Origin of the sequence: Sinorhizobium fredii NGR234, assembly GCF_000018545.1 — a bacterium.
Taxonomy (GTDB): Bacteria; Pseudomonadota; Alphaproteobacteria; order Rhizobiales; family Rhizobiaceae; genus Sinorhizobium; species Sinorhizobium fredii_A.
Map to the genome: position 1 here is coordinate 816,849 of NC_012586.1, position 25,326 is coordinate 842,174.

Consider the following 25,326-nt stretch of genomic DNA (forward strand, 5'->3'; position numbering starts at 1 on the left):
CCGGCCATATCCGCTCGGTGCTGCTTCAGACCCACACCTCGCCCGAGGTTCTTCTGCGCCTGCGGGCGGCCGCGAACAGTTTCGATGGCCGGGAGACGGTCTCCACGCTTTCGCTTCCCGTGCGCATGGGTCTGGACAATGTCTTTCAGGCGAACGGCGGGCTCCTGATCTCGGGGTGGCTGCTCGACCCCGACAGCCATGTCCAAAGCGTCAGGCTTTGCTGCCAGCGGGCCGCAATGCGGATCGACGATCGCTGGACGAGGATCGACCGGTCCGACGTAACGGATGCCTTTACGGACCAGCCGTCGTTCCGAAATGGGCTTGAAGGTGGAGGTCATGGCCACGGCTTCCTCATCTTTGCCGATCGCCTCGCCGGAGGCGCTCAAGCGCCCCTTCATCTGGAGCTGACGCTCAGGGACTCGCGTCGCGCCTTCCTGCCGCTGACGCCCCTCAGGATTCCGGCCCGTGCTGCCGTCCTTCGGCAGTTGAAGTCCATCAACCCGACCGATTGGGCTCTGCCGGAGATCATCGATCGCCAGATCGTGCCGTTCCTGTCCGGATCGGAAAGACCTCTACCGACGGTTGGCGCCACGCTCGAGGCAGGCTCGTTCGACCGGGCGGGCGGCCCGCCGATCGTCGTCGCCGTCGGCGATAGCGAAGAGGAAGACATCGCCCCGTTCCTCGGGCTCCTCGCCCTCGACCCGGAAACGCGGCGGGCGCCGATCGCCCTCGTCCTTACCGCCGCACGCTTTCGCCGGCAGGCCGCCCGCATACGGCGGCTTGCCGAATTCTACCAACTGTCGTTGCGGCTGATGTCGACCGACGCGGCTGGGGACGTCTTCGATCTCCTGGAAGCCGGGGCACGTGCACTCACCAGAGAAACGGTGGTTCTGCTTGCCGGCTCGTTGCTGCCGCATCGGAGGGGCTGGTACGGCAAGCTCGCCGCCGCCCATGCGGCGCGGAAGGGTTCGATCATCTCCCCGACACTTGCCTATGAGGACCACTCCGTGCGCTGGGCCGGAAGCTGGCCGACCGCCGAAGCAGAATGCCCGCCGTCGGCCCGCTATGCCGGCTATCCGCTGGGCGCACTGGCCGGTCTGAAGCTGACGCAGGTCGCGGCGGCGTCGCTCGACTGCTGCATCCTGCCGCGCGAGTCTCTCCTGCTCGCCGGAGGCTTTGCCGCCGGCTATCTCGGCTCCGGGCACAAGGGGCTTGATCTCGGCCTGAGACTCGGCCGATCCGGCACCGAGTCCTATTGGCTTCCATCGGTGCAGATGCTCGGTTCCGACGAGGCATCCGGCGTCACCACAGCCGCAACGGCTGCGCTCGTGGAACGGATCGACCAGAGGATGTTCAGCATTCGCTGGGCAGTCGCTCCAGCAGGCGAAACAGAGCCGACGGACAGGGCTTCCGCCAAGAGGATCTCCGCATGAACGAACTGCTCCGGGTCCTCGTTGTTTCGCATGGCCATCCGGCAATGTCGCTCGGCGGGGCGGAGATCGCGTCGCACAGCCTGCACAAGGGCCTGAATGCGCTGCCGGGGGTCGAGTCGATCTATCTCGCCCGGACCGGCCATCCGGTGCCGCGCCACGGCGCGTCAGCGCTGATGAGCCTGCGTCTAACCGTTGATGAGGTACTCTACCACGCCGACGACTAAGACCATTTCTTCCTGTCGAATGGAGATACCGATGCGATCCGCCGCGACCTGCTGCGGTTCGTCGGCGACCTCAAGCCCCATGTCGTTCATTTTCATCACATCATCGGCATGGGGCTGGAGGCGCTCTATGCGCTTCGCGAGGCCCTGCCGCACTCGGTCATCGTGGTGACCTTCCATGAATATCTGCCGATCTGCCACAACCACGGTCAGATGGTGAAGCGGGCCTCGGGGCAGCTCTGCAGCGAGGCGTCCCCGATCAGTTGTCACGGATGCTTTCCCGAGATCCCGGTCTCGCAATTCCTGAAGCGGGAACAGTTCGTCCGCGGCATGCTCGACCTTGCCGACGCCTTCGTTTCACCGAGCATGTTCCTCGCCACGCGCTATGTCGAATGGGGAATCGAGGCGGAGAAACTCTCGGTGATCGAGAACGGCATTGTCATGCGGGAACCGGCGCCGGCGCGCGATCTCCCCGCTCCGGCCGCACGCCGCAACCGCTTTGCCTACTTCGGTCAGATGACGCCCTTCAAGGGCATCGACGTGCTGATCGACGCGGTGTCGCGCGTGCGGGAGGAGATCTGGGGCGACGATTCCTGCCTGATGATCTATGGCGGCAATCTCGAGCGGCAGCCCCTGGAATTCCAGGACCGCGTGAAGAAGCGCATCGACGAGGCCGGTCGCCGCGTGCGCTTCTACGGAGCCTATCAGAATGGCGACCTGCCGCGGCTGATGCGCTCTGTCGACTGGGTGGTGCTGCCCTCCATCTGGTGGGAAAACTCGCCGATCGTCATCCAGGAGGCGCTGCATCACCGCAGGCCGATCGTCTGCTCCGACATCGGCGGCATGGCCGAGAAGGTGCAGGTCGGCAGAGACGGTCTGCATTTCCGCGCCGGCAGCGCCCAGGATCTCGCCGACCGGCTGGTCGAGGTGTTGAGCGAGCCGCAGGCCTGGGACCGGCTGCACGCAAGTCTCAGGCCGCCGATGAGCCATATCGACTCGGCCCGTCAACAGGCCGAACTCTATCGCCGGCTGCTGCGGGAAAAGCTCGGGCAAGCGAATGCCGCGAATCCCGCCGTGCTCGCGCGCGCCGGCTGACGCTCGAGAAGGATCGCCATGACACGCGTGCTTGTGATGATTCCCTCGGGGGAGGTATACGGCCACGACAATGTCCGCTGGTATGAACATCACGACGTGCAGCGCTACATCGATAGCTACCACAATATCGGCGACGCCTTCGTTTTCGATTCCTCGCTGAAGCTCCTGAGCTACGACAAGCTCGCAGTCCTCGATATATCCACATTCCGGCCGGACGTCATCGACCGGCTCCGCGGCGAATACGATTTTGTCTTCCTGCGCGGCTCCAACTACATCCACGCATCGATGAACTGGGAACAGGCCATCCCGATCCTGAAGCGGCTGGGGCTGCCGGTGATCGGCTTCGGCATTGGGGCGCAGGCGCCTGTGAACGGTAAGATCCAGCTTTCCGACGAGACGCGGACGCTTCTCCATCTGATCGCCGACTCCGCCGTCTCGGTCGGCATGCGCGGCGCCTATTCGGCACAGGTTCTATGGGATCTCGGCATCCGCAATGTCCGCATCGTCGGCTGTCCCACCGCCTTCCGGCGGAACGACCCCGAGCTCCGGGTCAAGCTGCCGCCGCTCGAAAGCGTGCGGAAGGTCGGCGTCACGATCCGACGCGAAGTCTCTCCCGACTATGCGCGGGATATCGAGCGCTACCTCACCTTCCAGCGCGACCTTGCCAAGTCCATGGCGGAGCGTTTCGATACGGTGCTGATGGCGCAAGGCGAGGTCGAGGAAAAAAAGCTCGTTCTGGGGACCGAAGCACAGCGGGCGGACGCGATGGCCGCCTTGCGATCCAATGGCTGGGCCGCATCCTGGTATCTCGATGACACGATGGAACGGCTTTATCGCGAGCGGCTGTTCTATTCCGACGTCGTCGCCGACTACGAAGCGCTGGTGCGCTCACAGGACCTTGTCCTCGGCTATCGGCTGCACGGCAACCTCATGGCGCTCGCCAACGGGACCCCTTCCATATATTTCACCTACGACAGCCGGACCGTCGAATTCGCCGAGACATTTCAGATCCCCAGTTTCGATCTCTTCGGCCGCGACGCGTTCCGGCTCGAGGACTATTGGGACCAGTCGCTGTTCGACAGGTACAACCGTGCCTGGTACCAGACCTACGGCGAGATGCACCGGCTCCTCACGGAAAACGGCGTCGCCCATAAGCTGATCGACACGACCAAGCCGCTGCCGAGCCCCGCTCGCTAGGTCGCATGACAAGGGGGTGCCCCATGCGCGGAATCTGGAAGCCTGTCGAGAACCAGGTGACGATTGTGTGTATCCATCTTCGCATCAGCGGACGAGGCCGGCGTGGCCGGCTGGGAGAGTTTGTCCCGCCTGTGAACCGCACCCAGCAGGAGATCGAGACGGCAAGGGCGACTGCACTCGATGATCTCAAGGACCCCTTGGCGCGGAATGCCAACCTTGCCGATGACCAACCGGCGACCGATCTTGCCCGCTCAGCAGGCGAGGGAAGGGAGAACTGGATCGTCATGATCGGGGTCTGCACGCATCTGGGCTGCGTTCCGCTCGGCCAAGCAGGCGATTACGGAGGCTGGTTCTGCCCGTGCCACGGTTCGCACTACGATACGGCCGGTCGTGTCCGCAAGGGTCCAGCGCCGGAGAACCTCGCCATCCCGAATTTCGCATTCGTATCCGACACCGTAGTTCGGATCGGCTGAGCTCGCTCCGCCACTGGAAACTCGGGGGGCACGAGCTGCCAGCGATTATGATATAGTCAGCTTTTCGCATGAGCCACGGGAGGGGTGAATGCGTGCCACTGTTTCATTCCTTGCGGCCCAGGTCCTGCTGCTGTCAGCTGCAATGGCCACAGAGCCCTTAGTCTTCCATACCGCGCACTTTGCAGACGATACGGTCGTGAGTCTAAGCCTTGTCGGAAACCAGGCCGCCGCGAGTGTCGAATACGACTATGATGTCTTCATTTCGCTCTCACAATCGAGGGCCGACGGAGACGCCGCTTATAGCGATCCCGGCAAACACAAGGCATCAGTGCGATGCCATCCACCGCAGGCGGTCTCCGTGAGGGGCGTCGATTACCCGATACCCACGTTAGAAGCGGGCGGGCCTGATTGGAAAGACGACCTCTGGAGAACTGTCTGCACGCCTTCGATATCGTAGCGCCGACCAAGCATTCGCTTCGCATCGGGTTCCCGACGCAGATACCAGACGTCTATAGGAATCCGTCGACCAGGTAGCGCAACGGCCGTTTGTGGCGTCCAGAGTGCAGGCGGAACTGGACCTTTCAGCCGCGCCAGCAGTTCTGATGACACCACCAGCGGTGTGTCGAGCGACTTCGCCAGGGTCTCGAGGCGTTGAGCCACGTTCACCGTGTCGCCGATGACGGTGAACTCGCTGTGGCAGCCGCTGTCCAGAACGCCGCCGACCACAGTGCCGTAGTGCAGCCCGATTGCGGCATCGAGGGCAGGATAGCCATTCCGAACGCCGTGGTTCCTCCAGTCGCTCAATGCGTCGACCAGATCGAGCGCGCATGCGAGTGCACGGTCCGCATCGTCCTCCTTCGGCTGCGGCTGTCCGAACACGGCCATGATCCCGTCTCCGATGAATTTGTCGACGGTTCCGCCATGGTCGAAGATCGTCTGGGTCACCAGTTGACGATACTCAGCCAGCACGAGCGCAAGCTCCCGGGCGGGCGCGGTCTCGGCGAAGCTCGTGAAGTCGCGCAGGTCGACGAACATGATCGCCGCGTTGCGATGCTCCAGACCGACGGCGTCGCCTCGTTCCTGCAATTCCGACACGATGAGCGGTGAGAAGAACCGCGAAAGGTTGAGACGTCGCTGATCCGCTTTCAGGGCCTCCCTGCGCGTCCGATCGTGGTCTCTGGCAAGCAGGTAGATGGCGAAGACGGCGAAGCCGAAGCTCACCGTCAGGCCGAGGTCCTGGTTGAAGAAGGATGCGAGCAGCGACACGGCGTCGGCGGTGTGATGCCGGACCGCAGTGGTCGCCAGCATGCTCACCCATGAGGTGAGCACGATCCCTGCGAAAACGAGAACGAGCCGCCGCTCGAGCTTCAGTCCGACGTGGACGAGCAGGATGAAGGCGACGACCAGACTCGTGGTCGTCAGATTATGGTTCTCGGTGATCGGTCCCGCGAGGATATGGGCGTAGAGGAGCAGGGTCACCAGCAGGGCATCGAGGACAACGAAAAGCGTCTTGAGCCAGGAGCCGCCCGGGAGATAGCGCGCGACCGCGACCGAAGCGATGCTGATCACGAAATAACTGACGACCACGGCAACGTGCGTGCCTTCCGCCCCCTCGCTGCCGCCGAGGAGGAAGTTTGCGACCAGGATCGCGAAGGCGACGAACCGCAAGAGGATCGAGCGGATTTCCCTTGCGAAGTCCCATTCTGGATGAAGCGAAGACGTCATTTCGGACCATGTGGGGCTTGGCTGCGTCGCCCCGGTTCACACTGGGCAGAGGTAGAAGGACGCGGCCGAGTACGGCCGCGTCCGCTGTCTTGATTACTTGACTTGCGTGACTGTCAGCTTGCCGTTCACGCGCTCGGCGACGAACTCGATGTTCGCGCCTTCCTTGAGCTTCTCCAGGATGGCGTCGTCCTGGACGCGGAACACCATCGTCATCGCGGGCATCTCGAGGCTCTTCAGTTCCTCGTGGATCAACGTGACCTTCTTAGTCTTAGCGTCGACCTTCTTGACGGTGCCCTTGGTAAACTCGGCGGCGAGAGCGCCGTAGGCGGTACCGAGGGCGAGCGCGGAGGCGAGGGTGAGCTTGATGAGGGTTTTCATGTCGTTCTCCTTTGCAGTGATTACTTTCCGGCGACGGTGACGTCGCCATGCATGCCAGCGTCGTAGTGGCCGGGGAGCAGGCAGGCGATCTTGAACGTTCCGCCATTGGTGAACTTCCAGATGATCTCCCCGGATTCGCCTGCGGTCAGACGGATGGCGTTCGGATCGTCGTGCTCCATCTCCGGGAACTTCTCCATCACCGCCTTGTGCTCCATGATCTTGTCTTCCTGGTCGAGCACGAACTCGTGATCGAGCTCGCCCACGTTCTTGATCGCGAAGCGGACGGTCTGGTCCTTGCGGACCTTGAAGGTCGATGGCGTGAAGATCATCTTGCCGTCTTCCGTCTCCTTCATCGTGACGCGGATCGTCTGGGTGGCGTCGGCTTTCTTGCCGGGCTCGCCGACGGCCATGGCCTCGCCGTGGCCGCCTGCGTGGTTGCCGCCTGCGAGTGCCGGCGTGGCGAGCGCGGCGACGAGAAGTCCGAAGATTGCAGCTTTCATCGTGTGTTCCTTTGGTTGGTTGAACATCGGCATGCGGGATCAGCCGTGATTTCCATGTTTCGGCGTGATCTGGGTCTTGGCGTCTTTGGCCTTGGTTGCGTCGGGGAGCTCGCCCGTCCACTCCCAGGCCTGGGTTCCGGGTGGGTTTTCGTACCAGCCGGGATCGGCGTAATCGCCGGCCGAGATGCCTTCGCGAACCTTGACGACCGAGAACATGCCGCCCATTTCGATCGGGCCGTGCGGTCCCCAGCCGGTCATCATCGGCACGGTGTTCTCTGGGATTTCCATTTCCATTTCGCCCATGTCGGCCATGCCTTTGGTCCCCATCGGCATGTATTCCGGGCGAAGCTTTTTGATCTTCTCGGCGACCGTCTTCTTGTCGACGCCGATGAAGGTCGGGATGTCGTGTCCCATGGCGTTCATCGTGTGGTGCGACTTGTGGCAGTGGATCGCCCAGTCGCCGACGTACTTGGCGTCGAACTCGTAGGCCCGCATCGCCCCGACCGGGATGTCGATGCTGACCTCTGGCCAGCGGGCCTCCGGCCGGACCCAACCGCCATCGGTGCAGGTGACCTCGAAGTCATAGCCATGCATGTGGATCGGATGGTTGGTCATGGTCAGGTTGCCGACCCGGACGCGCACCCGGTCGTTCTTCGAAACCACCAGCGGGCTGATGTCGGGAAACACGCGGCTGTTCCAGCACCACATGTTGAAGTCGGTCATCTCCATGATCTTCGGGACGTAGGAGCCGGGATCGATGTCGTAGGCGTTGAGCAGGAAGACGAAGTCCCGGTCGACCGGCATGAACTTCGGGTCCTTGGGATGGATGATGAACATTCCCATCATCCCCATCGCCATCTGCACCATCTCGTCGGAGTGCGGGTGGTACATGAAGGTGCCCGACTTCACGAGGTCGAACTCGTAGACGAAGGTCTTGCCGACCGGGATGTGCGGCTGCGTCAGGCCGCCGACGCCGTCCATGCCGGACGGCAGGATCATGCCGTGCCAGTGGATGGTCGTGTGCTCGGGCAGCTTGTTGGTGACGAAGATGCGCACCCGGTCGCCCTCGACGGCCTCGATCGTCGGTCCCGGCGACTGGCCGTTGTAGCCCCAGAGATAGGCGGTCATGCCTTCCGCCATCTCGCGCTCGACCGGCTCGGCGACGAGGTGGAATTCCTTGACGCCGTTGTTCATCCGGTGGGGCAGCGTCCAGCCGTTGAGCGTGACGACGGGGTTATAGTCCGGGCCATAGGTCGGCTTGAGCGGCGGCTGCGTCTCCGCAGTCTCCATCACCGCAGCCTCGGGCAGTCCCGTGTTGGAGGTCTTCGCCCAGGCGGCCGAGGACACAAGCGCCGCTCCTGCTCCCAGTATCTGTCTTCTGTTGAACATCTTGCGTTTCCTTTCTCAGTGGCCGCCGCCGCTTTCGGCGGCCGCCGCGACTTCCGTTTCGCCGGAGGCCGCTCCCGCGCCACCGCCGTAGATCGCCGGGGCGAGGTTCGCTTCGGCGAGCCAGAAGTCGCGCTTGGCGTTGACCGCGAGCAGGATAGAATTGACCTTGTCGCGGCTGTCGGCGAGCAGTTCGAAGGTGTTGGTGATCATCGCGTTGTAGGTGAGGAGCGACTCTTCCTCGATCTTGGTGCGCAGCGGCACGACGCTGTTCCGGTAATGCCGGGCGATGTCGTAGTTGGCGCGATAAGCCTGGTATGCCGAGCGTGCTTCCGACCGCACATTGACGGCCTTTTCGGCAAGCAGGTTGGCCGACCGCATGTAGGCGAGCTCGGCCTTGCGCATGCGCGCCTTGCCGCTGTCGAAGATCGGGATGACGAATTCGAGTTCGGCAATCCCGGTCGTCTCGGTCTCGACGTCACCATCCTCCTTCTCCCGCTCGGTCTCGAAGCCCGTGAGGAGTTCGAGGTCGGTGACGTAACGGGTTGCCTCGGTCAGATTGTAGGACTTCGCCGTCGCTTCGAGGTCGAGCTTGGCAACCTGGAGGTCGACACGGCGCTGCAGCGCTTCCGCCTCGATCAGGTCACGCTTCATTATTCCCGTAGGCAACTGCGGCAGACGGTTCGGAACCTGATAGTTAATGCCCGAACCCCAGAGCCCCATCAGCCGCGTCAGTTCTTCCTTGGCGAGCCTCGCCTCCAGCCGCGCCTTTGCCGTCTGTCCCGCCAGCTCGGCGTAGAAGACATGCTCGCGGGCCTGCGAGCCCTTGGTCATCGCCCCGGACTCGCCAAGTTTCTGGGCGAGTTCGGAGGCCGCGTCGGCGGCAGCCTGCGCCTGGTTGAGCTGGCCGACCGTTTCCCACGCCGCAACGGCGTTGATCCAGGCGCGGCGCGTGTCGGCTGCGAGCTGAAGTGTCCGCAGCGCCGCGTTCAACTGTGCCTGGCGGAACCGGGTGTCGGCGATGGCGACGTTCCGCTCACGGGTGGCGAGCGCGAGGATGTTGGAGGCAATTACTCCCTCTACCGACCTGAATGCCTCGATTCCTGGCGCTCCAATGCCGTTGAAGCCGATGGCGACGGTGGGATTGACCAGCATTGTCGACTGCCAGGCTTCGGCGGACGAATCCCCAAGGTCGGCGTAGGCGGCCTGGAGTCCCTTGTTGTTCAACAGCGCGACCTGCACCGCCGTCTCCACGTCGAGGGTCTTCTTTGCCATCAGCGTCTTCACGCGGTCGGAGACGATACGGGCCTGCTGCTGGTTCTGGACCCAGACTGTCTGTTTTCCGATCGCACCAGCGGTCTTCGCTTCGACTGAGGAAAACCCGGCGTTCTTCGCTGCGTAGTCGGTGGCCGAGACGCACCCGCCGAGGATGAGTGGAACTGCGACCGTCGCCGCCAGCTTCATCCTACTCCTGATCATGACGCATCTCCTTCCGGAGCCTGCGCATCGTTCTGGTTGCGCCACGGCTTGGGGTCGACCGGGGCGCGGTGGGTGTAGCCCGAAACTGGGCTGCTATAGCGAAGGGGGCGAACTTCGGCCTGGGAGGCGGCCAGATCGCCCGAAGCAATGACATCGGGAGGCAATGTAGCTGCGCATCCGCTCGCGAGAAGCGGCAGGGCGGCCACCAGAAATATGGGTTTCATGGCGTTGTCCGAATAGGAGATGGCGTCGGCGCTCCGAGCAGATCACGCTCGCAAACGCTCGGGTTCGACCCGCAAAAACGGGTGCGTCCTATTCAGATATTCGGGGGGCGGTGGAGCGCCGGGAGTTCGCCGATGATATGTGCGTCGTCGATGAATTCGCGGATTGAGGCCACACGCGGGCCGCTGACGGGCATGCTGCCGGTCACGATGGCCATGCTGACACAGAAGCTGTTGCAGCAGTCCTGTTTGGCGGCTTTCTTGGCAGCATCGTCCGGTGAGGATGCGTGATCACCGTGCGAATGGTGGCCGCTGTCCACCTGGTGATGATCATCCACCTGAACCTGGTGATCATGGGATTGCAGGAGTTCCGCCCCGGACCATGATCCGTGCATGGCGGCGGTGGCGGTCGGCAAGGAGTATCCCGCCAGTGACATGACGATCACCAGGCGAAGCAGAACCAGCATCTTCTGCAATGTGATTCGATACATCTTGCTCATGTCCGAGGACTACCAGCAGCCCCGTAGTTGTCAATTGTCAGCTCGTATAACACGCGATTCGCGATCATTATGTGGCAGCACAGCGGGTTATTCCGAAGTCCTATGAAGGCTTAATGTTTCCAACGATGGTAAGGTCAAGCAGGAAATGGCCGGACGTGCAACGAAGCAGCTGCAGCGCCCGTTCTTCTCGTTCCTGAACCCGCGCGAGGTTGGATGACCGGACTAACCGCGTATCTCGGATTGTTCCTCGTCGCGTTTGGCGCGGCCACTGTGCTGCCTTTCCAGTCCGAACCCTTGCTTGTCGGCTTGCTTGCGTCAGGAAAATTCTCGACGACTTGGCTCCTCGTCGTCGCAAGCATCGGCAACGTTCTGGGAGCAGTGTTCAACTGCGTGCTCGGGCGTTTCATCGATCGGTTTCACGATCGGTCCTGGTTCCCGGTGAAGGCGTCGTCATTGGACAAGGCCGCTGGATGGTACCGGCGCTATGGTCGGTGGTCGCTGCTGCTCTCGTGGATGCCAGTCTTCGGAGACGCACTGACTGTACTTGCCGGAGTCTTGCGGGAGCCTTGGTGGTCCTTCCTGCTGCTGGTCACAGTCGGAAAGACGGTGCGATACCTTGTCCTCGCCGCCGCAACGCTCGGGACGCGGGCGGCGATCGGAATCTGAGGTTTGGAAGGGCTGGCCCGCACGCGCGGAGCGAGGGCCCACTCGCAGAGCAACTGCACAACACTCATTTTCAGCCGGAGCTGTCCAATCTTACTCGGATCGAGTCCATCTGCTCGATTTCCCTGCGCTGCCCCTCAGAGATTCGATTACAAAGATCGACCAGCTCTGCATCCGTGATACGCGCTTCGCGACACATCAGAATTGCTCCGGAGTGGTGCGGGATCATCGACGCGATGAACTGATGATCATCGATAAGGGCCTGCGTGCGTGTGCCCGCAAACGCTGCAACAAAGAGGGCGGCCAGACCGAGGTAAAGGGCTACGTTCAGTCCCTTCTTCTTGTACATCCCACCCATGGTCGCCAGCATGATGATCCCCATCGGAGCAACCATCGTCAGCGCCATGTAGAGCATGTTGAGATTGTTACGGAAATCGCGCCAGCCGTCGATCATGGAGAACATCACGAAGTACATGACCACGAGGCTGACCACCATGTTGACGGCGAACATCAGGTAGTGGCGTCGTGACGTACTTTCGTGTTGGTTCGAGTGTTCGGGCTCTTTCATGGCGATCCTCCGCTCATTGGCCGTCGTCGACGGCTACAGCGCGTGAGATGAGCTTTGCGCAGCCTTAGGAACCGCCGGTTGGGTCGTTCGTTCCATCAAAAGCGGCATTGGGACGCGACTATGCAACCCAATTCAGCTCGAAGAACCACTGTCCTGAGACTTGGCGGGACCGCTTTAGGCTATGACACCTTTGCCGACGGGGCTATCGAAGTCCTCTGCCGTTCCAAGGGGAAGACCTCTTTCCGTGGCAGCGTCTACGATTGCGGTCGCAAGGGGATGCTCGCTGGCCCGTTCCAGCGTTGCCGCCAGTCGGAGCAGCTCGTTCTCGGTCAGTCCGTCTGTCGCGGCAATCGACGTCACCCTGGGCCTGCCTTCGGTCAGCGTCCCGGTCTTGTCGACGACGAGCGTGTCGACCTTCTCGAAGCGTTCCAGCGCCTCGGCGTTCTTGATGAGCACCCCAAGGCGTGCACCCCGTCCGACGCCAACCATGATCGACATCGGCGTGGCGAGACCAAGAGCGCAGGGGCAGGCGATGATCAGTACGGCGACCGCCGCAACAAGGCCGTGGGTGAAACGGGGTTCCGGTCCCAGCCACATCCAGACGACGAAGGCTATCACGGCAATCGCGATGACCGCCGGAACAAACCATCCTGACACCTCATCGGCCAGGCGCTGGATCGGAGCACGCGAGCGCTGGGCTTCCGCCACCATCTGCACGATCCGCGACAGCATGGTATCGCGGCCGACCTTGCCCGCCTCCATGACGAAGCCGCCCGTCTGGTTCATCGTTCCGCCGATGAGGTTCGCGCCGACCTCCTTGGTGACGGGCATCGACTCTCCGGTAATCATCGATTCATCGACCGAGCTGCGGCCTTCAATGAGGGTACCGTCGACAGGAATCTTCTCGCCTGGCCGAACGCGCAGGCGGTTGCCGACGATAACTGCTTCGAGCGGCACATCTTCGTCGGTGCCATCGCTGCGGATGCGCCGGGCGGTCTTCGGGGCAAGGTCGAGGAGGGCGCGTATTGCGCCGCCCGTTTGCTCGCGGGCCCGCAGCTCCAGAACCTGTCCGAGCAGAACAAGCACGGTGATGACGGCGGCCGCCTCGAAATAGATCGCGACCGCTCCGTCGGCGGATCGGAACGTGGCCGGAAAGAGACCAGGGAAGACAGTGGCGGCAACGCTGTAGACCCAGGCGACGCCGGTACCCATGGCAATCAGGGTGAACATGTTCAGATGCCTGGTGACGATTGAGCGCCATGCTCGTTCGAAGAACGGAGCGCCCGCCCACAGGACCACAGGCGTCGCGAAGACAAGCTGCAGCCAGTTCGAAGTCTGCGCACCGAGCAGCATGTGCAGGTTGGTCAGGTGGCCGCCCATTTCCAGGGCGAGAACCGGAATGGTCAGTACCAGCCCAATCCAGAACCTGCGCTGCATGTCGATCAATTCTGGGCTGGGACCCGTTTCGGCGGTCACCACTTCCGGCTCCAGCGCCATGCCGCAGATCGGGCAGTTTCCAGGGCCGATCTGCCTCACCTGCGGATGCATGGGGCAAGTGTAGATCACCCCTTCGGTCCGATCGGCAGCGGCTCGCTTTTCGGCTGGCGCTGCGACTACGGCATGGTGCTCATGATGATGGTGATGATGACCTTTATGGTCTTTCTGATCGTCCATTGGATTACTCCGTGATGGTCCGTCTCTTATTGGAAGGCCCAGCGCTCAATCGGCGCTAAGCCCGGCCGCACTAAGCTGTCGGCTCAGCTACCTTTCTCGTAGGCGACGAAGGACATCATCCCGGCCGCCATATGGTAGAGATGATGGCAGTGGAGCGGCCAGCGGCCGGGATTGCCCGCGTCGAAAGCGATGACAACGCTGCCCATCGGCGGCACCAGGACCGTATCGCGTACCGCTCCCTGAAGCGCCCTGCCGTTGATGCCGACCACCTGGAAGTGATGACCGTGCAGATGCATCGGATGAGCCATCATCGACATATTCTGCATGGCACCTCGACCCTGTCGCCGCGCTTCACGTTGAGCCTTTCGCCGCCGTCGATCTTCCAGGTGTAGCCCGCCATGTCGCCCTTCAACGTCAGCGCGACGTGGTTATCTGCGCGACGGGTCGGAAGCGGATCAATCGCTTTCAGCCCCTGTTCAAGATCAAGTCCGAGAACAGGCCCTTTCTCCGATCCGATGGGGGCGATCCTTCCGATGTCCGCCCCAGGCGAGGCGAGGATCACTCCAGTCCGTTCCATCGAGCCTTCGCGCAAAGCGAGGATCGGATAGGTTCCGCCGGTCCTGGGAAGCTCCAGCAGGATATCGAGGCGCTGGCCCATCGAAATCGGAAAGCGGCTTCCCGAAACCGGTTCGATAGGCTGTCCATCGACGGCGACAAGCTGGCCGCTCAGGGCTCCCGTATCCATGGTAAATGCGGTGGCCGTTGCGCCGTTGATGACGCGCAGACGGACGGGGCCGCCTTTCTCCGTCGCAACGACTTGCGGGTCGTCAAGGGTACGGTCATTGGCGAGATAGGCATCGTACTCGATGTCGTTGAGGTCCATGGCTGCCATTCCCGGCATCGCCATCCCGGTCATGTGTCCGCCATGCGCCCCGCCTGCCATGCCTTGCATCATGGCCTCATGGTCCATGGCCATGCCGCCCTTGGACCCGGAGCCTTTGAGTTCGGCGAGCAGTTCCTCTGCAGGCGTGAACGAGAAATCATGCAGGAGAATGACGACTTCCTGCTCATCCCGTTTCGTGTCTTCGGCGGTTCTGACGATCAATGGTGCTGCCAGCAGGTTTTGTTCCTGCAGCGTATGACCGTGCATCCAGTGCGTGCCCCCGGCACCTACCGGGAACGAGTAGCGCCGGGTCTCGTTCGCCGCCAAAAGCGCGGCTGGATTGTCCGGCACGCCATCCATTTCCCACGGAGGCGTCAGGCCGTGCCAGTGGATGAGCGTGGGTTCGCCGCTGTTGTTGGAAAGGGCGACGTCGAATTGCCCACCGGCGTCCAGTACGAGGCCCGTAGTGCCGTCTGGCTGAACGAGTCCGAAGACATTCGCGGCCTTTCCGTTGACCTCGATGACCCGCTTTACGATCGAAAGCGACCGCGTTCCGGTGCCCGCTGACGATATGGGATTGTCGGGGGTCGTCTGGGACCAGCCGGTCGCAGGCGATATTGCGGAGCCGGAAGCAATGATCGCAGCACCCGTCGCCAAGTGCGCCAAGAACTCACGACGTTTCATGTATTTGACCCTCTTTTTCGTATCGGCGACTGCCGACGAGATCGTCGCCATGCGGAATCGACTGGCGACCGACGAACCCTCCGACGTAAAGGCGAAGGACGTTCAGATGACGGAACGGGGAGGGCCAACGGCGGGCGGAGAATCGAGCCCGGCTATGGATTGATCCGGATCGGGGTATAGGTGACCGCCGGATGCCAGGTGCAGAACGGCGAGATCAGGAGCCGGAACGACGGCGCTGCACCAACCGCACGCGGCGACACAGCAGACCTTCTGGGGATGGAGGCCCTTGTCTCCCGTATGATCTGAATTTTGCTGCGTTTCGGAGTGTTCAAATTGCGCGACGTGGCCATCGCATATTGCCGCAGCGGCCGCGATCGTCGGCGCGGCGAGGAACATAATTGCGACCAAAACGGCCAGCAATTCTCTCGCGCATCTTCTAAAGGTCTGGCTTGCGACGATCATGTTCTCGTTCGACCCTTCATCTCGTATTCAAGCACAGTGCCGTACCGTTGCAAGCGCTGCGTTGACCTTGATCAAATACGACGCTCGCGCCTGGAGACCACCGTCTGTCGGGCGGATCGAGTTGGAGACAACTATGCGAGTGAATGTAAATGTGACGAGAATGGCTGCTCTTATGCTCTCGATCGCGGCTTTCGTCATGGTGATCTCGGATGCGACGGCGCAATCGGTCCCGCCGAATGTTGCCCGGAGACAGCACGACATGAAGGCGATGGCAGACGCGGCCAAGAGCATCAACGCCATGTTCAAGGGCACGTCGCCCTATGATTCAAAGCTATTCAAGGCGGCCGCCGAAACCATTCGGTCCCAATCGGGAACTGCCCTGTCGACGTTGTTCGAGGGGTCGGTGACGGCGGCCGGATCGAAAGCCAGCTCGAACATCGAGATCGAACGCCAGGAGTTCGACAAATTGGCCCTCGATCTCGGTGCCTACGCAGCCGCCTTGTCGGGAGCAGCAGATCGAAATCCGGATACGCTCGGCCCCGGAATGCGGATGCACTCGGGGGATGCAGTCATCGGCGGCGGCCCCCTCGCGAAAAGGGTCGATGCGACAAGAGACGCAACATCGATGGCCGCAGAACATGCCTTTCATCTGATGCTGCAAACCTGCACGTCCTGCCACGCCAAGTTTCGTGTCGAGAGCAAATAGAGGTCTCCCTTCGATCCGGCCTGGACATTTCAAAGTTTACGAAAAATTTAGGTTAATTTTGTCTAAACTCGCCTATTCCGATCTATAGAAAGAACGCTACAACTTTCCGTGACGCGTCCCTGGGCGTGTGCCAACCCCTTCAGACAGAGCCACGGATCGTCGAAATGAATATCATTGCCAATTCGAATTCTGCATATTTTCCGGCAGCGCGAAGTCTCTCAGAGCAAACCACAGAGAAGGTCCAGTCGAGGGCGGTTGGCCCCGATGTTTTGCGATCCTTGGCGATCCTTCTCGTCATGCTCGTGCATCTCCCGGTCGAGGCGACACCATCCTTGCTGGTCGGCGTCCGTACCTATGCGTGGCTGGGCGTCGATATTTTCTTTGTCCTGAGCGGTTTTCTGATCGGAACCCAACTCTTCAAGGAGGTTGCTCGGAGGGGAGGCGTTGACTTGAAATGCTTCTATCTCCGCCGCGCCTTTCGTATTTTCCCGGCGTTTTTCGTTGTTCTCGGCCTTTACGCAATTTTCCCCATTCTCCGGGACGCGCCGACTATGCAACCGTTCTGGAGCTTCGCGACCTTCACCGTGAATTTCGACTTCGACCCGCGCGTAGGCAGAGCTTTTTCGCAGGCGTGGTCGCTTTGTGTCGAGGAGCATTTCTATCTGGTTCTGCCGCTAGTCGTTTTGCTTTTGAATCGGCAGATCAGCACGGGTTGGACGCTTCTCCTCGCAGGTTCGATAGTAATCGCAGGGATGATCCTTCGATACACGCTTTGGGAGAGCCAAGTCGGCGTGCTCGTTGATGCAGGCAAACTGAGAGATGCCTTCGCCGTATATCTGAGGGACGTATACTATCCGACATACACCCGCCTGGACGGTCTGATGTTCGGTGTGATCCTTGCGGCGGCGAGATTTTTCAAACCTGAACTTTGCAAGCGTTACGCACCTCCGCGTGTTGCTCTGCCCGTCGGCGTTGCTCTCGTCATAGCCGCACTTGCGCTGTTCTCAATTCGGGGTCCACTTGCGGGATCAAATCTCTTTCTCGTCTTTCAGGCTCAGCTCGGTGCGGTCGCCGGATTCCCGCTCATCTCGATCGGTATCGCTATTATTCTTGGCGCTATGCTCGACCTGGAGCAGGTTCTGCGACGGTGGCCGGTTCCGGGTGCCGCCCTCGTCGCCACCCTATCGTACAGCCTCTATCTCACTCACAAATCAGTTTTCCATGTCGACAGGCTCATCTTCGGGGAAGAGAACCTTCAGGGTGGTTTTGGCTTCGTGATTTATGTGGCGACCAGCTTTGCGGCAGCAGCGGTGCTCTGGTTTTGCGTAGAGAGAACCTTCCTCGATCTTCGAGATCACCTTCTCCCTTCCGACAAAGGACCGGGACTTGCAGAGCTTCGACCAGAACTCGAAGCTGCCTCACGGTGAGGAGTTGAAGCCTTCGCTCGCACCCCCTTCTACTGGCGCTGCAATTTCCGCCATCCGTATCGCGTCAGTCCGCGCGGCTTCAGCACTGACAGCGTCGTCGTCACGAGAAGCACGACGAGGCCGCCAGCGGCGTGCACCACGAGTGAGCGTCGCAGTCCGAGGAGATCGCCGCTGGAAAATGCTGTTTCGGCCGCCCTGGCTGCGACGTATGCAATCCCGTCCATCTGGAGCATCAGGACAGTCGCCGTGAAGATGGTCAGCAGGAGCTTGGTCAGGACCCAGTAGTGCCTGAACAGGCCCCACGTCGTACCCAGCGACTGGATCAGTCCTGTCGCCAATGACGCGAAAACCAGAGGGATGATAACGGTACGCGCGATCACTTCCATTGTGACATAGACGCTGCGGATCACCTGACCGTCCTCGCTGGAGAGCCCTGCGATGGCCAGAGCAAGGAAGGCAGCGACTGCGCCAAGCGAGCCTACCGAGGAAATGATATGCGCTATCAGCGCGATCTTGCGCAGCAGAGGTGCCATCGTCATTGGCGGTCACCCGCAGGAGGTGTCTGGTTCCCAGTATCTTCGGGCGAAAGGTGCCGACCTGGTCCATGTGGACCACCGATGCCGGACACCATCAGCATGGCGGCCAACATTATCAGCACTCCAAGGAGGATACCGGAGATTTTCACCCAACGTGGCGTTCCGGGATAAGGGGACTGATCTGCCATCTTCGCTCGCCTCGTGGCCATCCCTGCTTTGAAGTCTCGCTCGCTCTGCACTGATATCGCAATGCTGTATCTCACTAAAATTAGCTCCCAATCGTTGGCATTCGGCGTAGAGTCGTCTCGACAGGACGCGCGTTCGAAGCGGGGGCGTTCGGATGACCTTCAAACCGTCAGCAGCGTCGGTGTTCAGTTTTGCTGTAATATCGATCGGCCTGGTCGTACCGAGCGACGCTCATCAGGCCAGCACTGGTTGGACCTATCCTCCGGCCTGCTGCAGGGGCACGGACATCGGAGGCGACTGCGATGCGATCCCCAGTTCGGACGTCAGCAAGGGCCGCCGTGGGTTCTCGGTTATCCTCCGGCCCGGCGACCACCATCTCATCACCCGAAGGCACAATTTTTTCATTCCTTACGGAGACGAAATTCCCTCCGGCGACGGCAACTATCACATCTGCCTTCACCCGACCGAAGACAACGTGAACTGCTTCTTTGCGCCGCCAGACAACGTCTGACGCCCAGCGATATCCGGCGACAGGCTTCTGAACACCGGATCAACAACACGATCATTTCAGCGAGGCAACGCCGAACCGCGCACTGACGGCATCTATGCGGTCGATTTCGGCTCCGTTGGCGATTTCGTCTATGATCGGGCACGCCGGGCGGTCGTCGCCGTGGCAGTGGCTCGCGAGGTGCTTGAGCGTTTTCGTCATCTCCTGGATGGCGGCGATCTTTCGCTCCAGTTCGGCGACGTGTTCCAGGGCGACGGCCTTGACGTCCGAGCTGGCTCTGGCGCGGTCCCGCCATAGGGCAAGCAGTTCCTTGATCTGTTCCACCGAGAAACCGAGATCGCGGGCTCGGCGTACGAAGCGAAGGGTATGAATGTCGTTGTCGCCGTAAGTCCGATAGCTGGAAGCGGTCCGGAGAGCGGGTTTGATCAGCCCGATCTGCTCGTAGTAGCGGATCATTTTCGAGGAGACTCCGCTGGTCCTGGAGGCTTGGCCGATGTTCATGTCTTTCTCCTTCTTTGTCGTTTGGGCATCCGACCAGGGCCGGACGCCGATGCGCTCAGGCCGGGTTGACGGACTTCAGCCGCAGCGCGTTGCCGCTTGGCATCGGCTGCGAAACCGGAGAGATCGATCTTGCGCTTGACCAGCGCTCGGTCCGCACCGACGAGTACCTCCAGGCCGGAGACTACGCCGCGCACGCCGAAGCCAGGGGTGGCTTCGAAGTCCTTGGCGGGAACCAGCGCGACACCCTTCGACTTTGCTGCTGACACGATCGCTTCCGCGATCGGATGCTCGGAAAGGGCTTCAAGGCTTGCGACGAAGGACATAACCTCGTCCGCATTGAACCCATCGCTAACGATGATGTCCGTCAGTTCCGGGCGGCCCTTGGTGAGGGTCCCAGTCTTGTCGAGCGCGACGACATCCGCCTCGCGGAGGCTCTGCAAAGCTTCGCCCTTGCGGAACAGGATGCCGAGTTCGGCGGCGCGCCCCGTGCCGACCATGATCGAGGTCGGCGTTGCCAAGCCCATGGCGCAGGGGCAGGCGATAATCAGCACGGCGACTGCATTCACCAGCGCGAATGAGAGCGCGGGCGAGGGGCCGAACGCGTACCAGGCAACGAAGGTCAGCACGGCCGCAAGGATTACCGCGGGAACGAACCAGCCCGTCACCTTGTCGACAAGGGCCTGGATCGGCAACTTCGAACCCTGCGCAGCCTCCACCATCTTGATGATCTGAGCGAGCAGGGTGTCGCTGCCGACCTTGGTGGCCTTGAAGGTGAAGGACCCGGTTTTGTTGATGGTTCCGCCGACGACCTCGCTGTCCGCCGCCTTCTGAACGGGGACCGGTTCTCCGGTGATCATCGATTCGTCCACGTAGGAGCTGCCATCGAGGACCGTGCCGTCGACGGGAATTTTTTCGCCAGGCCTGATCCGGATGACGTCGCCGACCACGACATCGCTGATCTGAATCTCGACGAACTCTCCGCCATGCGAGACGAAGGCAGTCTTCGGCTGCAGGCCGATCAGCCGCTTGATCGCCTGGCTGGTCCGGCCCTTCGCACGGGCTTCCAGGTATCGTCCGAGCAGGATCAGGGTGACGATGACCGCTGCTGCCTCGTAGTAAACGTTCGCGGTTCCGGAAGGCAGAATGCCAGGAGCGAAGGTCGCCACGACGGAATAGCCCCAGGCTGCAGTCGTACCGAGGACCACCAGCGAGTTCATGTCGGGCGTCCATCGCAGGAGGTTCGGCACGCCCTTTTTGAAAAAGCGCAGCCCCGGTCCGAACAGGACAACAGTGGCTAACACGAACTGGATATGCAGGTGGTGGCGCATGCCGATGGTTTCCATGAGCAGCTCGTGGACACCCGGCAGGAAGTGAGAACCCATCTCGACCAGGAAAAGCGGGAGCGTCAGCAGGGCCGAGAATATCAGCAGGGTCTTGAGTGTTCGGATTTCCGCGGCGCGGTGGTCTTCAGCGTCCTCCGCTGTCTCGGTGGCGGCCGTCTTGCGGACCGCATATCCGGCCTCTCGAACCGAGGCTTCGAGAGCGGCGACGGCAACCGCACCGGAGACAAGGCGAACGGTGGCCTTCTCCGTTGCAAGATTTACCGATGCATCCGTCACGCCTGGAACGGTCTTCAAGGCCTTTTCGACACGCGAAACGCAGGAGGCGCAGGTCATGCCTTCGATATCGAGTTCCTGGGTTTCGACCTTGGGCTCATAGCCCACCTTCTCTATCGCGCGGAGGACTGCCTGTGTGTCCGGCGCGCCCGCGAACTGAACGGTCGCTCGTTCCGTAGCCAGGTTGACGTTTGCCGAGGCGACGCCGGGCACCGCCGCAATTGCCTTTTCGACGCGCCGCACGCAGGAGGCGCAGGTCATGCCGTCGATGCCAAAGTCGGTGGCAATCGAAAAAGAGGCGGACTTCTCAATCGGAGTTAATGCAGTCATCGGAGCGATCCCAATTGCAACTGCACTATCAGATAATCCTTCCAACAATGGTAAGGTCAAGAGAAGTCGTAAAATATTACGAGCAGCTAGTGGTCATCATCAAAATCTGACGCCTGGTACCGGAGCCGCAGGCCCGCTCAGGGTGGGGAGCGTCCCCCCGACCAACCAAGCTGCCACGGCTGGAACGCGGAGTTTGCGGAAGTTCGAGGCAAATTCGACGAACGGCCGCTGTCGATGCGACGCGGCCGTTCTGGCTGCGGTAATTCGTGCAACGGTTCTAACTCAAGCCGGTAGAAAAGTGAAAAGCCCCAGCATCGGTTTCGATTGCTGGCTGCAGTCGAAGGTGCGAGAATTGCAGCGCATAGCCTGGCGGACTGGCGCTGGAGGGCTTTCATGCCGAAAATTCGGGTGGAGCGGCGGCTCGCTGCAATCTTAGCGGCCGACATTGTGGCCTACTCACGTCTGATCGAGAAGGATGAGGCCCGCACCCTCACCGCAATCAGAGCGATCCGCTCGGAAGTACTGAACCCGCTTATCGGAGACCACAAGGGACGTGTCGTCAAGCTAATGGGCGATGGCGCGATCGTGGAGTTTGGCTCTGTCGTCGATGCCGTGACTTGTGCCGTCGCGGTCCAGGAAGCGGTGGCTACCCATCAGCGGGAGGTCCCGACCGACGGCCGCATCCTGTTTCGCATCGGGATCAATGTCGGCGACGTCGTAGTGGACGACAGCGACCTGCTCGGGGATGGCGTCAACATCGCGTCGCGGCTTGAGGCACTGGCGGAGCCGGGGGGAATTTGCGTCTCCGATGCCGTGCATAAGCAGCTTGCGGGCAAGACCGATTTCGCCTTTGAGGATACGGGCGAGCGCATGCTGAAAAATATCGCGCAGCCGGTTCGCGTGTGGCGCTGGGCCGGGGACCAGGCTCCGACTACCGCGGCTGCTCTGCTGCCGCTGCCAGGCAAGCCCTCCATCGCTGTGCTTCCCTTTGACAATCTGAGCAGCCAACCGGAGAAAACCTATTTCAGCGACGGCATAACCGAGGACATCATTACCGGATTGGCGCGCTTCCGTTCTCTCTTTGTCATCGCGCGCAACTCCTCCTTTGCCTTTCGCGGCAAGCCGATCGACCTTGCTGAGATCGGCCGACGGCTCGGCGTTTCCTATCTGCTGGAGGGCAGCGTACGGCGGTCCGGCGACCGCGTGCGCATCACCGCACAGCTGATTGAAGCGGCGACCGGGGCGCATCTCTGGGCTGAACGCTATGATCGAAGTCTCGACGACATCTTCGCAGTCCAGGAGGAGGTCGCCCAGATGATCGTCGCGGCCCTCTTCGGCCGCATCCAGGAAGCTGACTTCGAACGTTCATCACGCATGCCGACCGCGAGCCTCACCGCATACGACTGTCTGCTGCGCGGCCTCGCTCACTTCAGGGCCTATGCGGAGGACGCGAACCAGCGCGCCTGCGAGTTGTTCGAGAAAGCGGTCGCGCTCGATCCACGTTACGCCTTGGCACATTCGTATCTCGCTTTGGTGCGGATCACGTTCCATGGTTGGGCCACCGCGCCGACTGAGATTCTGGACACCGCATTTGCGGAGGCAAGACGCGCAACCGAACTCGATCCCCAAGAGAGCCGCTGCCATCGAATTCTATCGGAAATTTGCCTCCTCCGCCGTGAGTACGACATGGCCGAAGAACATGCCTGCCAGGCATTTGACCTGAACCCAAACGATGCAGACGCAATGATGGAGAAGGGCCGTGTATTGGCTTTGCGTGGCCGGCCGGAGGAAGCGCTGAATTGCCTGGAGGCGGCCGTCCGCCTGAACCCGCTACACCCCCCCTGGTACAATTCTTCTTTTGGCATTGCACTCTATTCACTTCGACGTTTCGGCGAGGCAGCGCGGGCTCTCAAACGGATACCGGACCCGGGCACATGGTCGCGGGCGCGGGTCGCGGCCTGCTATGCCCAGCTCGGAAAAAGTGCGGAGGCACAGGCAGTGGTAGCGGAGGTCCTGCGACTGCAGCCCGATTTCTCGACGGCCGAATACATGCGCAAAAGCGTGCTCCTTGAACGCGCAGAAGACCGGGAGCTACTTAGCGAAGGGCTCATCAAGGCGGGATTCCCCCCGTGAGTTGGTTCCGTGCTCGAATGACCGCGCAAATGTGCTCGTCAGGACGGCTGGAATGAATGACGGCTCGTCACTCCTGAGCCGCCCTTTGCAACGCTAGGGGCGAACGACGGCATCGGGTCGGAACAGGTAATCCGCATCGGGCACCAACCGTCAGATTTTTACCACGTGGTGAAAGCCTGACGGTTGATACCCGTCGTGGAAGACCGCTCTGGTAGGACTTTCCGTTCGTCTTTCGCAATTAGAACGAGCAAACAGTATACTATGCTGACTTCGATGATTGCGAGGAAACGGCCTGTCGATGGTATGGGGTTGCCTGCTGAACCGATCCCGTACCGGCCTGGGGAGTACTGGGGCGGGTTATGCAAAGAGATGCTGTTTCGGACCGAGGTTCAATCATGATCGACAACCGCCTCACCATCCTGAATCTATACGAGCTGAAGAAGACGCCGGGAGACTTCGAGATTGCGGTAGGCGCGCTGGCAAGGCGGGTCGAAGCCGAAGGTCATCCGGGAGTCCTGTCCTACAGGTTCTTCGTGAACGCCTCGGAGGGGACAGCGCGCGGCGTCATCGACTACAACGATCCTGACGCTGGATCGGGCATCATGACATCGCCATGAGCTGGCCCGAAATGACCGCGTTGCATGCGGCCGCGACATTGGCGGAAATCATCTTTCTCGGCCCGCTGACATCCGAAATCCAGGCCTGGATTGGAAGCTCGGCGCTGACCGCACGAGTTTGTAACGGGAATATATTCGGAGGCGGATTCCAGAGGCTGAGTGGCTGGTCGAACGAATGACTGGATTGGATCACGACTTTCCCCTTCGGACTCTTCGGCGGAAGGGTAGAAAAGGGGTCGTGAGTTGTATTCGCCTCGGGTACCAAGTGTTGGATTTTCACCACTAGGTTTCCATCCTTGTTTTGGAGATAGCACGCGCCGTTTCGACGCCGCGTGCTTGTGTTCGATGACATAAAAGCGCGAGCTGGATCAGGCGACGTGGCTGCAGCAGGATTTCCTGAATGACGCTTTGTATCCCGCGTCTTCGATAGCGACGATGAATGCGTCGGACCCCAGTTGGGAGTCGATGGATGCGGTCTTGGAATCAAGATCGACGGCGACCTTGGCATCCGGATCGACCGTTTTCACGGCCTTCTCGACCGCGCGCGCGCAGTGGCCGCAGGTCATGTCGGACACGTTGAGATGATACATTGAAGTCTCCTATTTGATTTCACTGCTGCAACATGGGGCTTCCAACGATGGCAGGGTCAAGAGGCTTTGCCGAGATTATCGCCGCTCGCAAGAAGAGGACAATTCGATCACTTGCTATGCGTCACAGCCGAGTGCGTCCCTCCGTCGCAACTTTCCGTGACGGGCTTCCAATGAACTTCTCCCTGTGCCAGCATATGCGAATGTTCTACCTTGTCGTGCTCCGGCGTCTCATGCTCGCGCTTGCATTGCTCGGGATCGTTCTCGGTCCCATGAGCGTCAGCACGGCTGTCAGCGCCATGGCGGCTTCGTCGGACATGCAGATGGCAGCCATGCCCGGCATGGACAGTGCCGATGAAATGCCCTGCTGCCCGGAAGAACAACCTCAAAAGAATACCTGCGGAAGCTCATGCCCGCTGGCGCTGATATGCTCCTCGACCATCCTGGTGCATGAACACAGCGCCGATGGCTGGCGCGTCGACCTGGCATCGCTCGGTTTGGCGCATCAGTTCCTCCAGGACAGCCAGCTGCCTTCCGCAATCGTTGAGCCGCCTGCGCGACCTCCCAAAGCCTGATCTCATCCGCTGATTAAGCCGAACGGCTGCTTTCCATACGGCGAGCACCCCACCGATCTTAG

21 protein-coding genes and 5 pseudogenes are annotated in these 25,326 nt (G+C 61.2%); 12 read left to right on the forward strand and 14 right to left on the reverse strand.

The genetic code is table 11. The features are described from left to right. Positions 1–17 precede the first annotated feature (17 nt). The 4 genes and pseudogenes from NGR_RS03950 to petA all read left to right on the forward strand — a co-directional run. Positions 18–1,433, forward strand: a complete 1,416-nt coding sequence (locus NGR_RS03950) for a hypothetical protein (protein WP_015886936.1) — start codon at positions 18–20, stop codon at positions 1,431–1,433. Further along, a pseudogene (locus NGR_RS03955) lies at positions 1,430–2,749 on the forward strand (glycosyltransferase family 4 protein). Before NGR_RS03950 ends, NGR_RS03955 begins: the two are co-directional and overlap by 4 nt. A gap of 18 nt (positions 2,750–2,767) precedes the next feature. Beyond that, positions 2,768–3,946: a polysaccharide pyruvyl transferase family protein gene (locus NGR_RS03960; RefSeq protein WP_015886939.1), complete on the forward strand. Its 1,179-nt coding sequence runs from the start codon at positions 2,768–2,770 to the stop codon at positions 3,944–3,946. 134 nt (positions 3,947–4,080) lie between these two features. Continuing rightward, positions 4,081–4,419: pseudogene (gene petA / locus NGR_RS03965) on the forward strand (ubiquinol-cytochrome c reductase iron-sulfur subunit); the annotation flags it as partial. A 372-nt stretch (positions 4,420–4,791) separates the two neighbouring features. Here the strand turns inward: petA and NGR_RS03970 are convergent. The 7 genes from NGR_RS03970 to NGR_RS04000 all read right to left on the reverse strand — a co-directional run bounded on the left by NGR_RS03970 (position 4,792) and on the right by NGR_RS04000 (position 10,608). Then, on the reverse strand, positions 4,792–6,144 hold the full coding sequence (locus NGR_RS03970; protein ID WP_015886941.1) for an adenylate/guanylate cyclase domain-containing protein: 1,353 nt from the start codon (positions 6,142–6,144) through the stop codon (positions 4,792–4,794). 93 nt (positions 6,145–6,237) lie between these two features. Continuing rightward, positions 6,238–6,522, reverse strand: a complete 285-nt coding sequence (locus NGR_RS03975) for a copper-binding protein (protein ID WP_015886942.1) — start codon at positions 6,520–6,522, stop codon at positions 6,238–6,240. A gap of 20 nt (positions 6,523–6,542) precedes the next feature. After that, positions 6,543–7,022 (reverse strand): cupredoxin domain-containing protein, encoded by a 480-nt coding sequence (locus tag NGR_RS03980; protein ID WP_015886943.1) that lies wholly within the window; start codon positions 7,020–7,022, stop codon positions 6,543–6,545. Positions 7,023–7,061: 39 nt separating this feature from the next. Continuing rightward, entirely contained in the window at positions 7,062–8,411 is a 1,350-nt protein-coding gene (locus NGR_RS03985; RefSeq protein ID WP_015886944.1) for a multicopper oxidase family protein, read from the reverse strand. A 15-nt stretch (positions 8,412–8,426) separates the two neighbouring features. Next, positions 8,427–9,887 carry a TolC family protein gene (locus tag NGR_RS03990; protein WP_015886945.1) on the reverse strand — a complete coding sequence of 487 codons (1,461 nt, stop codon included), beginning with the start codon at positions 9,885–9,887 and terminating at the stop codon, positions 8,427–8,429. Then, positions 9,884–10,111 (reverse strand): hypothetical protein, encoded by a 228-nt coding sequence (locus NGR_RS03995; protein WP_015886946.1) that lies wholly within the window; start codon positions 10,109–10,111, stop codon positions 9,884–9,886. The genes NGR_RS03990 and NGR_RS03995 overlap by 4 nt, the downstream gene beginning before the upstream one ends. 92 nt (positions 10,112–10,203) lie before the next feature. Then, entirely contained in the window at positions 10,204–10,608 is a 405-nt protein-coding gene (locus NGR_RS04000) for a hypothetical protein (RefSeq protein WP_015886947.1), read from the reverse strand. A 213-nt stretch (positions 10,609–10,821) separates the two neighbouring features. On the opposite strand from NGR_RS04000, the gene NGR_RS04005 reads away from it, so the two are divergent. Next, positions 10,822–11,274, forward strand: coding sequence for a YqaA family protein (locus tag NGR_RS04005; protein ID WP_015886948.1), 453 nt, complete (start codon positions 10,822–10,824; stop codon positions 11,272–11,274). Positions 11,275–11,344: 70 nt separating this feature from the next. On the opposite strand, the gene NGR_RS04010 is transcribed toward NGR_RS04005, so the two are convergent. The 3 genes and pseudogenes from NGR_RS04010 to NGR_RS04020 form a co-directional block, all read right to left on the reverse strand. Next, the gene (locus NGR_RS04010) at positions 11,345–11,839 is read right to left on the reverse strand and encodes a DUF305 domain-containing protein (RefSeq protein WP_015886949.1); all 495 of its coding nucleotides are present in this window, start codon (positions 11,837–11,839) and stop codon (positions 11,345–11,347) included. 183 nt (positions 11,840–12,022) lie between these two features. Next, positions 12,023–13,513 (reverse strand): annotated as a pseudogene (locus NGR_RS04015) (heavy metal translocating P-type ATPase); the annotation flags it as partial. Between the two features lie 83 nt (positions 13,514–13,596). Beyond that, positions 13,597–15,080 (reverse strand): annotated as a pseudogene (locus NGR_RS04020) (multicopper oxidase family protein). Positions 15,081–15,675: 595 nt separating this feature from the next. Here NGR_RS04020 and NGR_RS04025 point away from each other — a divergent pair. Together NGR_RS04025 and NGR_RS04030 are read left to right on the forward strand one after the other, a co-directional pair. Further along, a complete protein-coding gene (locus NGR_RS04025; protein WP_015886954.1) occupies positions 15,676–16,248 on the forward strand; it encodes a cytochrome c in 573 nt (190 codons plus the stop codon). Positions 16,249–16,412: 164 nt separating this feature from the next. Further along, positions 16,413–17,675 carry an acyltransferase family protein gene (locus tag NGR_RS04030; RefSeq protein WP_015886955.1) on the forward strand — a complete coding sequence of 421 codons (1,263 nt, stop codon included), beginning with the start codon at positions 16,413–16,415 and terminating at the stop codon, positions 17,673–17,675. A 29-nt stretch (positions 17,676–17,704) separates the two neighbouring features. Here NGR_RS04030 and NGR_RS04035 read toward each other — a convergent pair whose 3' ends face one another. Beyond that, positions 17,705–18,214 carry a hypothetical protein gene (locus tag NGR_RS04035; protein ID WP_015886956.1) on the reverse strand — a complete coding sequence of 170 codons (510 nt, stop codon included), beginning with the start codon at positions 18,212–18,214 and terminating at the stop codon, positions 17,705–17,707. Positions 18,215–18,551: 337 nt separating this feature from the next. Between NGR_RS04035 and NGR_RS04040 the strand changes: the two genes are divergently transcribed. After that, positions 18,552–18,908 carry a hypothetical protein gene (locus NGR_RS04040; RefSeq protein WP_015886958.1) on the forward strand — a complete coding sequence of 119 codons (357 nt, stop codon included), beginning with the start codon at positions 18,552–18,554 and terminating at the stop codon, positions 18,906–18,908. Positions 18,909–18,959: 51 nt separating this feature from the next. Here the strand turns inward: NGR_RS04040 and cueR are convergent, their stop codons facing one another. Further along, positions 18,960–19,406 (reverse strand): Cu(I)-responsive transcriptional regulator, encoded by a 447-nt coding sequence (gene cueR / locus NGR_RS04045; protein ID WP_015886959.1) that lies wholly within the window; start codon positions 19,404–19,406, stop codon positions 18,960–18,962. A gap of 92 nt (positions 19,407–19,498) precedes the next feature. Continuing rightward, positions 19,499–21,352: pseudogene (locus NGR_RS04050) on the reverse strand (heavy metal translocating P-type ATPase); the annotation flags it as partial. A 393-nt stretch (positions 21,353–21,745) separates the two neighbouring features. Between NGR_RS04050 and NGR_RS04055 the strand changes: the two are divergent. From NGR_RS04055 to NGR_RS32885, 3 genes are all read left to right on the forward strand, one after another. Next, entirely contained in the window at positions 21,746–23,485 is a 1,740-nt protein-coding gene (locus NGR_RS04055) for an adenylate/guanylate cyclase domain-containing protein (protein ID WP_015886962.1), read from the forward strand. Positions 23,486–23,880: 395 nt separating this feature from the next. After that, a complete protein-coding gene (locus NGR_RS32880; protein ID WP_240545110.1) occupies positions 23,881–24,102 on the forward strand; it encodes a hypothetical protein in 222 nt (73 codons plus the stop codon). Then, positions 24,099–24,281 carry a hypothetical protein gene (locus tag NGR_RS32885; RefSeq protein ID WP_240545111.1) on the forward strand — a complete coding sequence of 61 codons (183 nt, stop codon included), beginning with the start codon at positions 24,099–24,101 and terminating at the stop codon, positions 24,279–24,281. The genes NGR_RS32880 and NGR_RS32885 overlap by 4 nt, the downstream gene beginning before the upstream one ends. Positions 24,282–24,470: 189 nt before the next feature. On the opposite strand, the gene NGR_RS04065 is transcribed toward NGR_RS32885, so the two are convergent. Then, entirely contained in the window at positions 24,471–24,692 is a 222-nt protein-coding gene (locus NGR_RS04065) for a heavy-metal-associated domain-containing protein (protein WP_015886965.1), read from the reverse strand. Positions 24,693–24,886: 194 nt separating this feature from the next. On the opposite strand from NGR_RS04065, the gene NGR_RS04070 reads away from it, so the two are divergent. Further along, positions 24,887–25,264, forward strand: coding sequence for a hypothetical protein (locus tag NGR_RS04070; protein WP_240545134.1), 378 nt, complete (start codon positions 24,887–24,889; stop codon positions 25,262–25,264). Positions 25,265–25,326 lie beyond the last annotated feature (62 nt).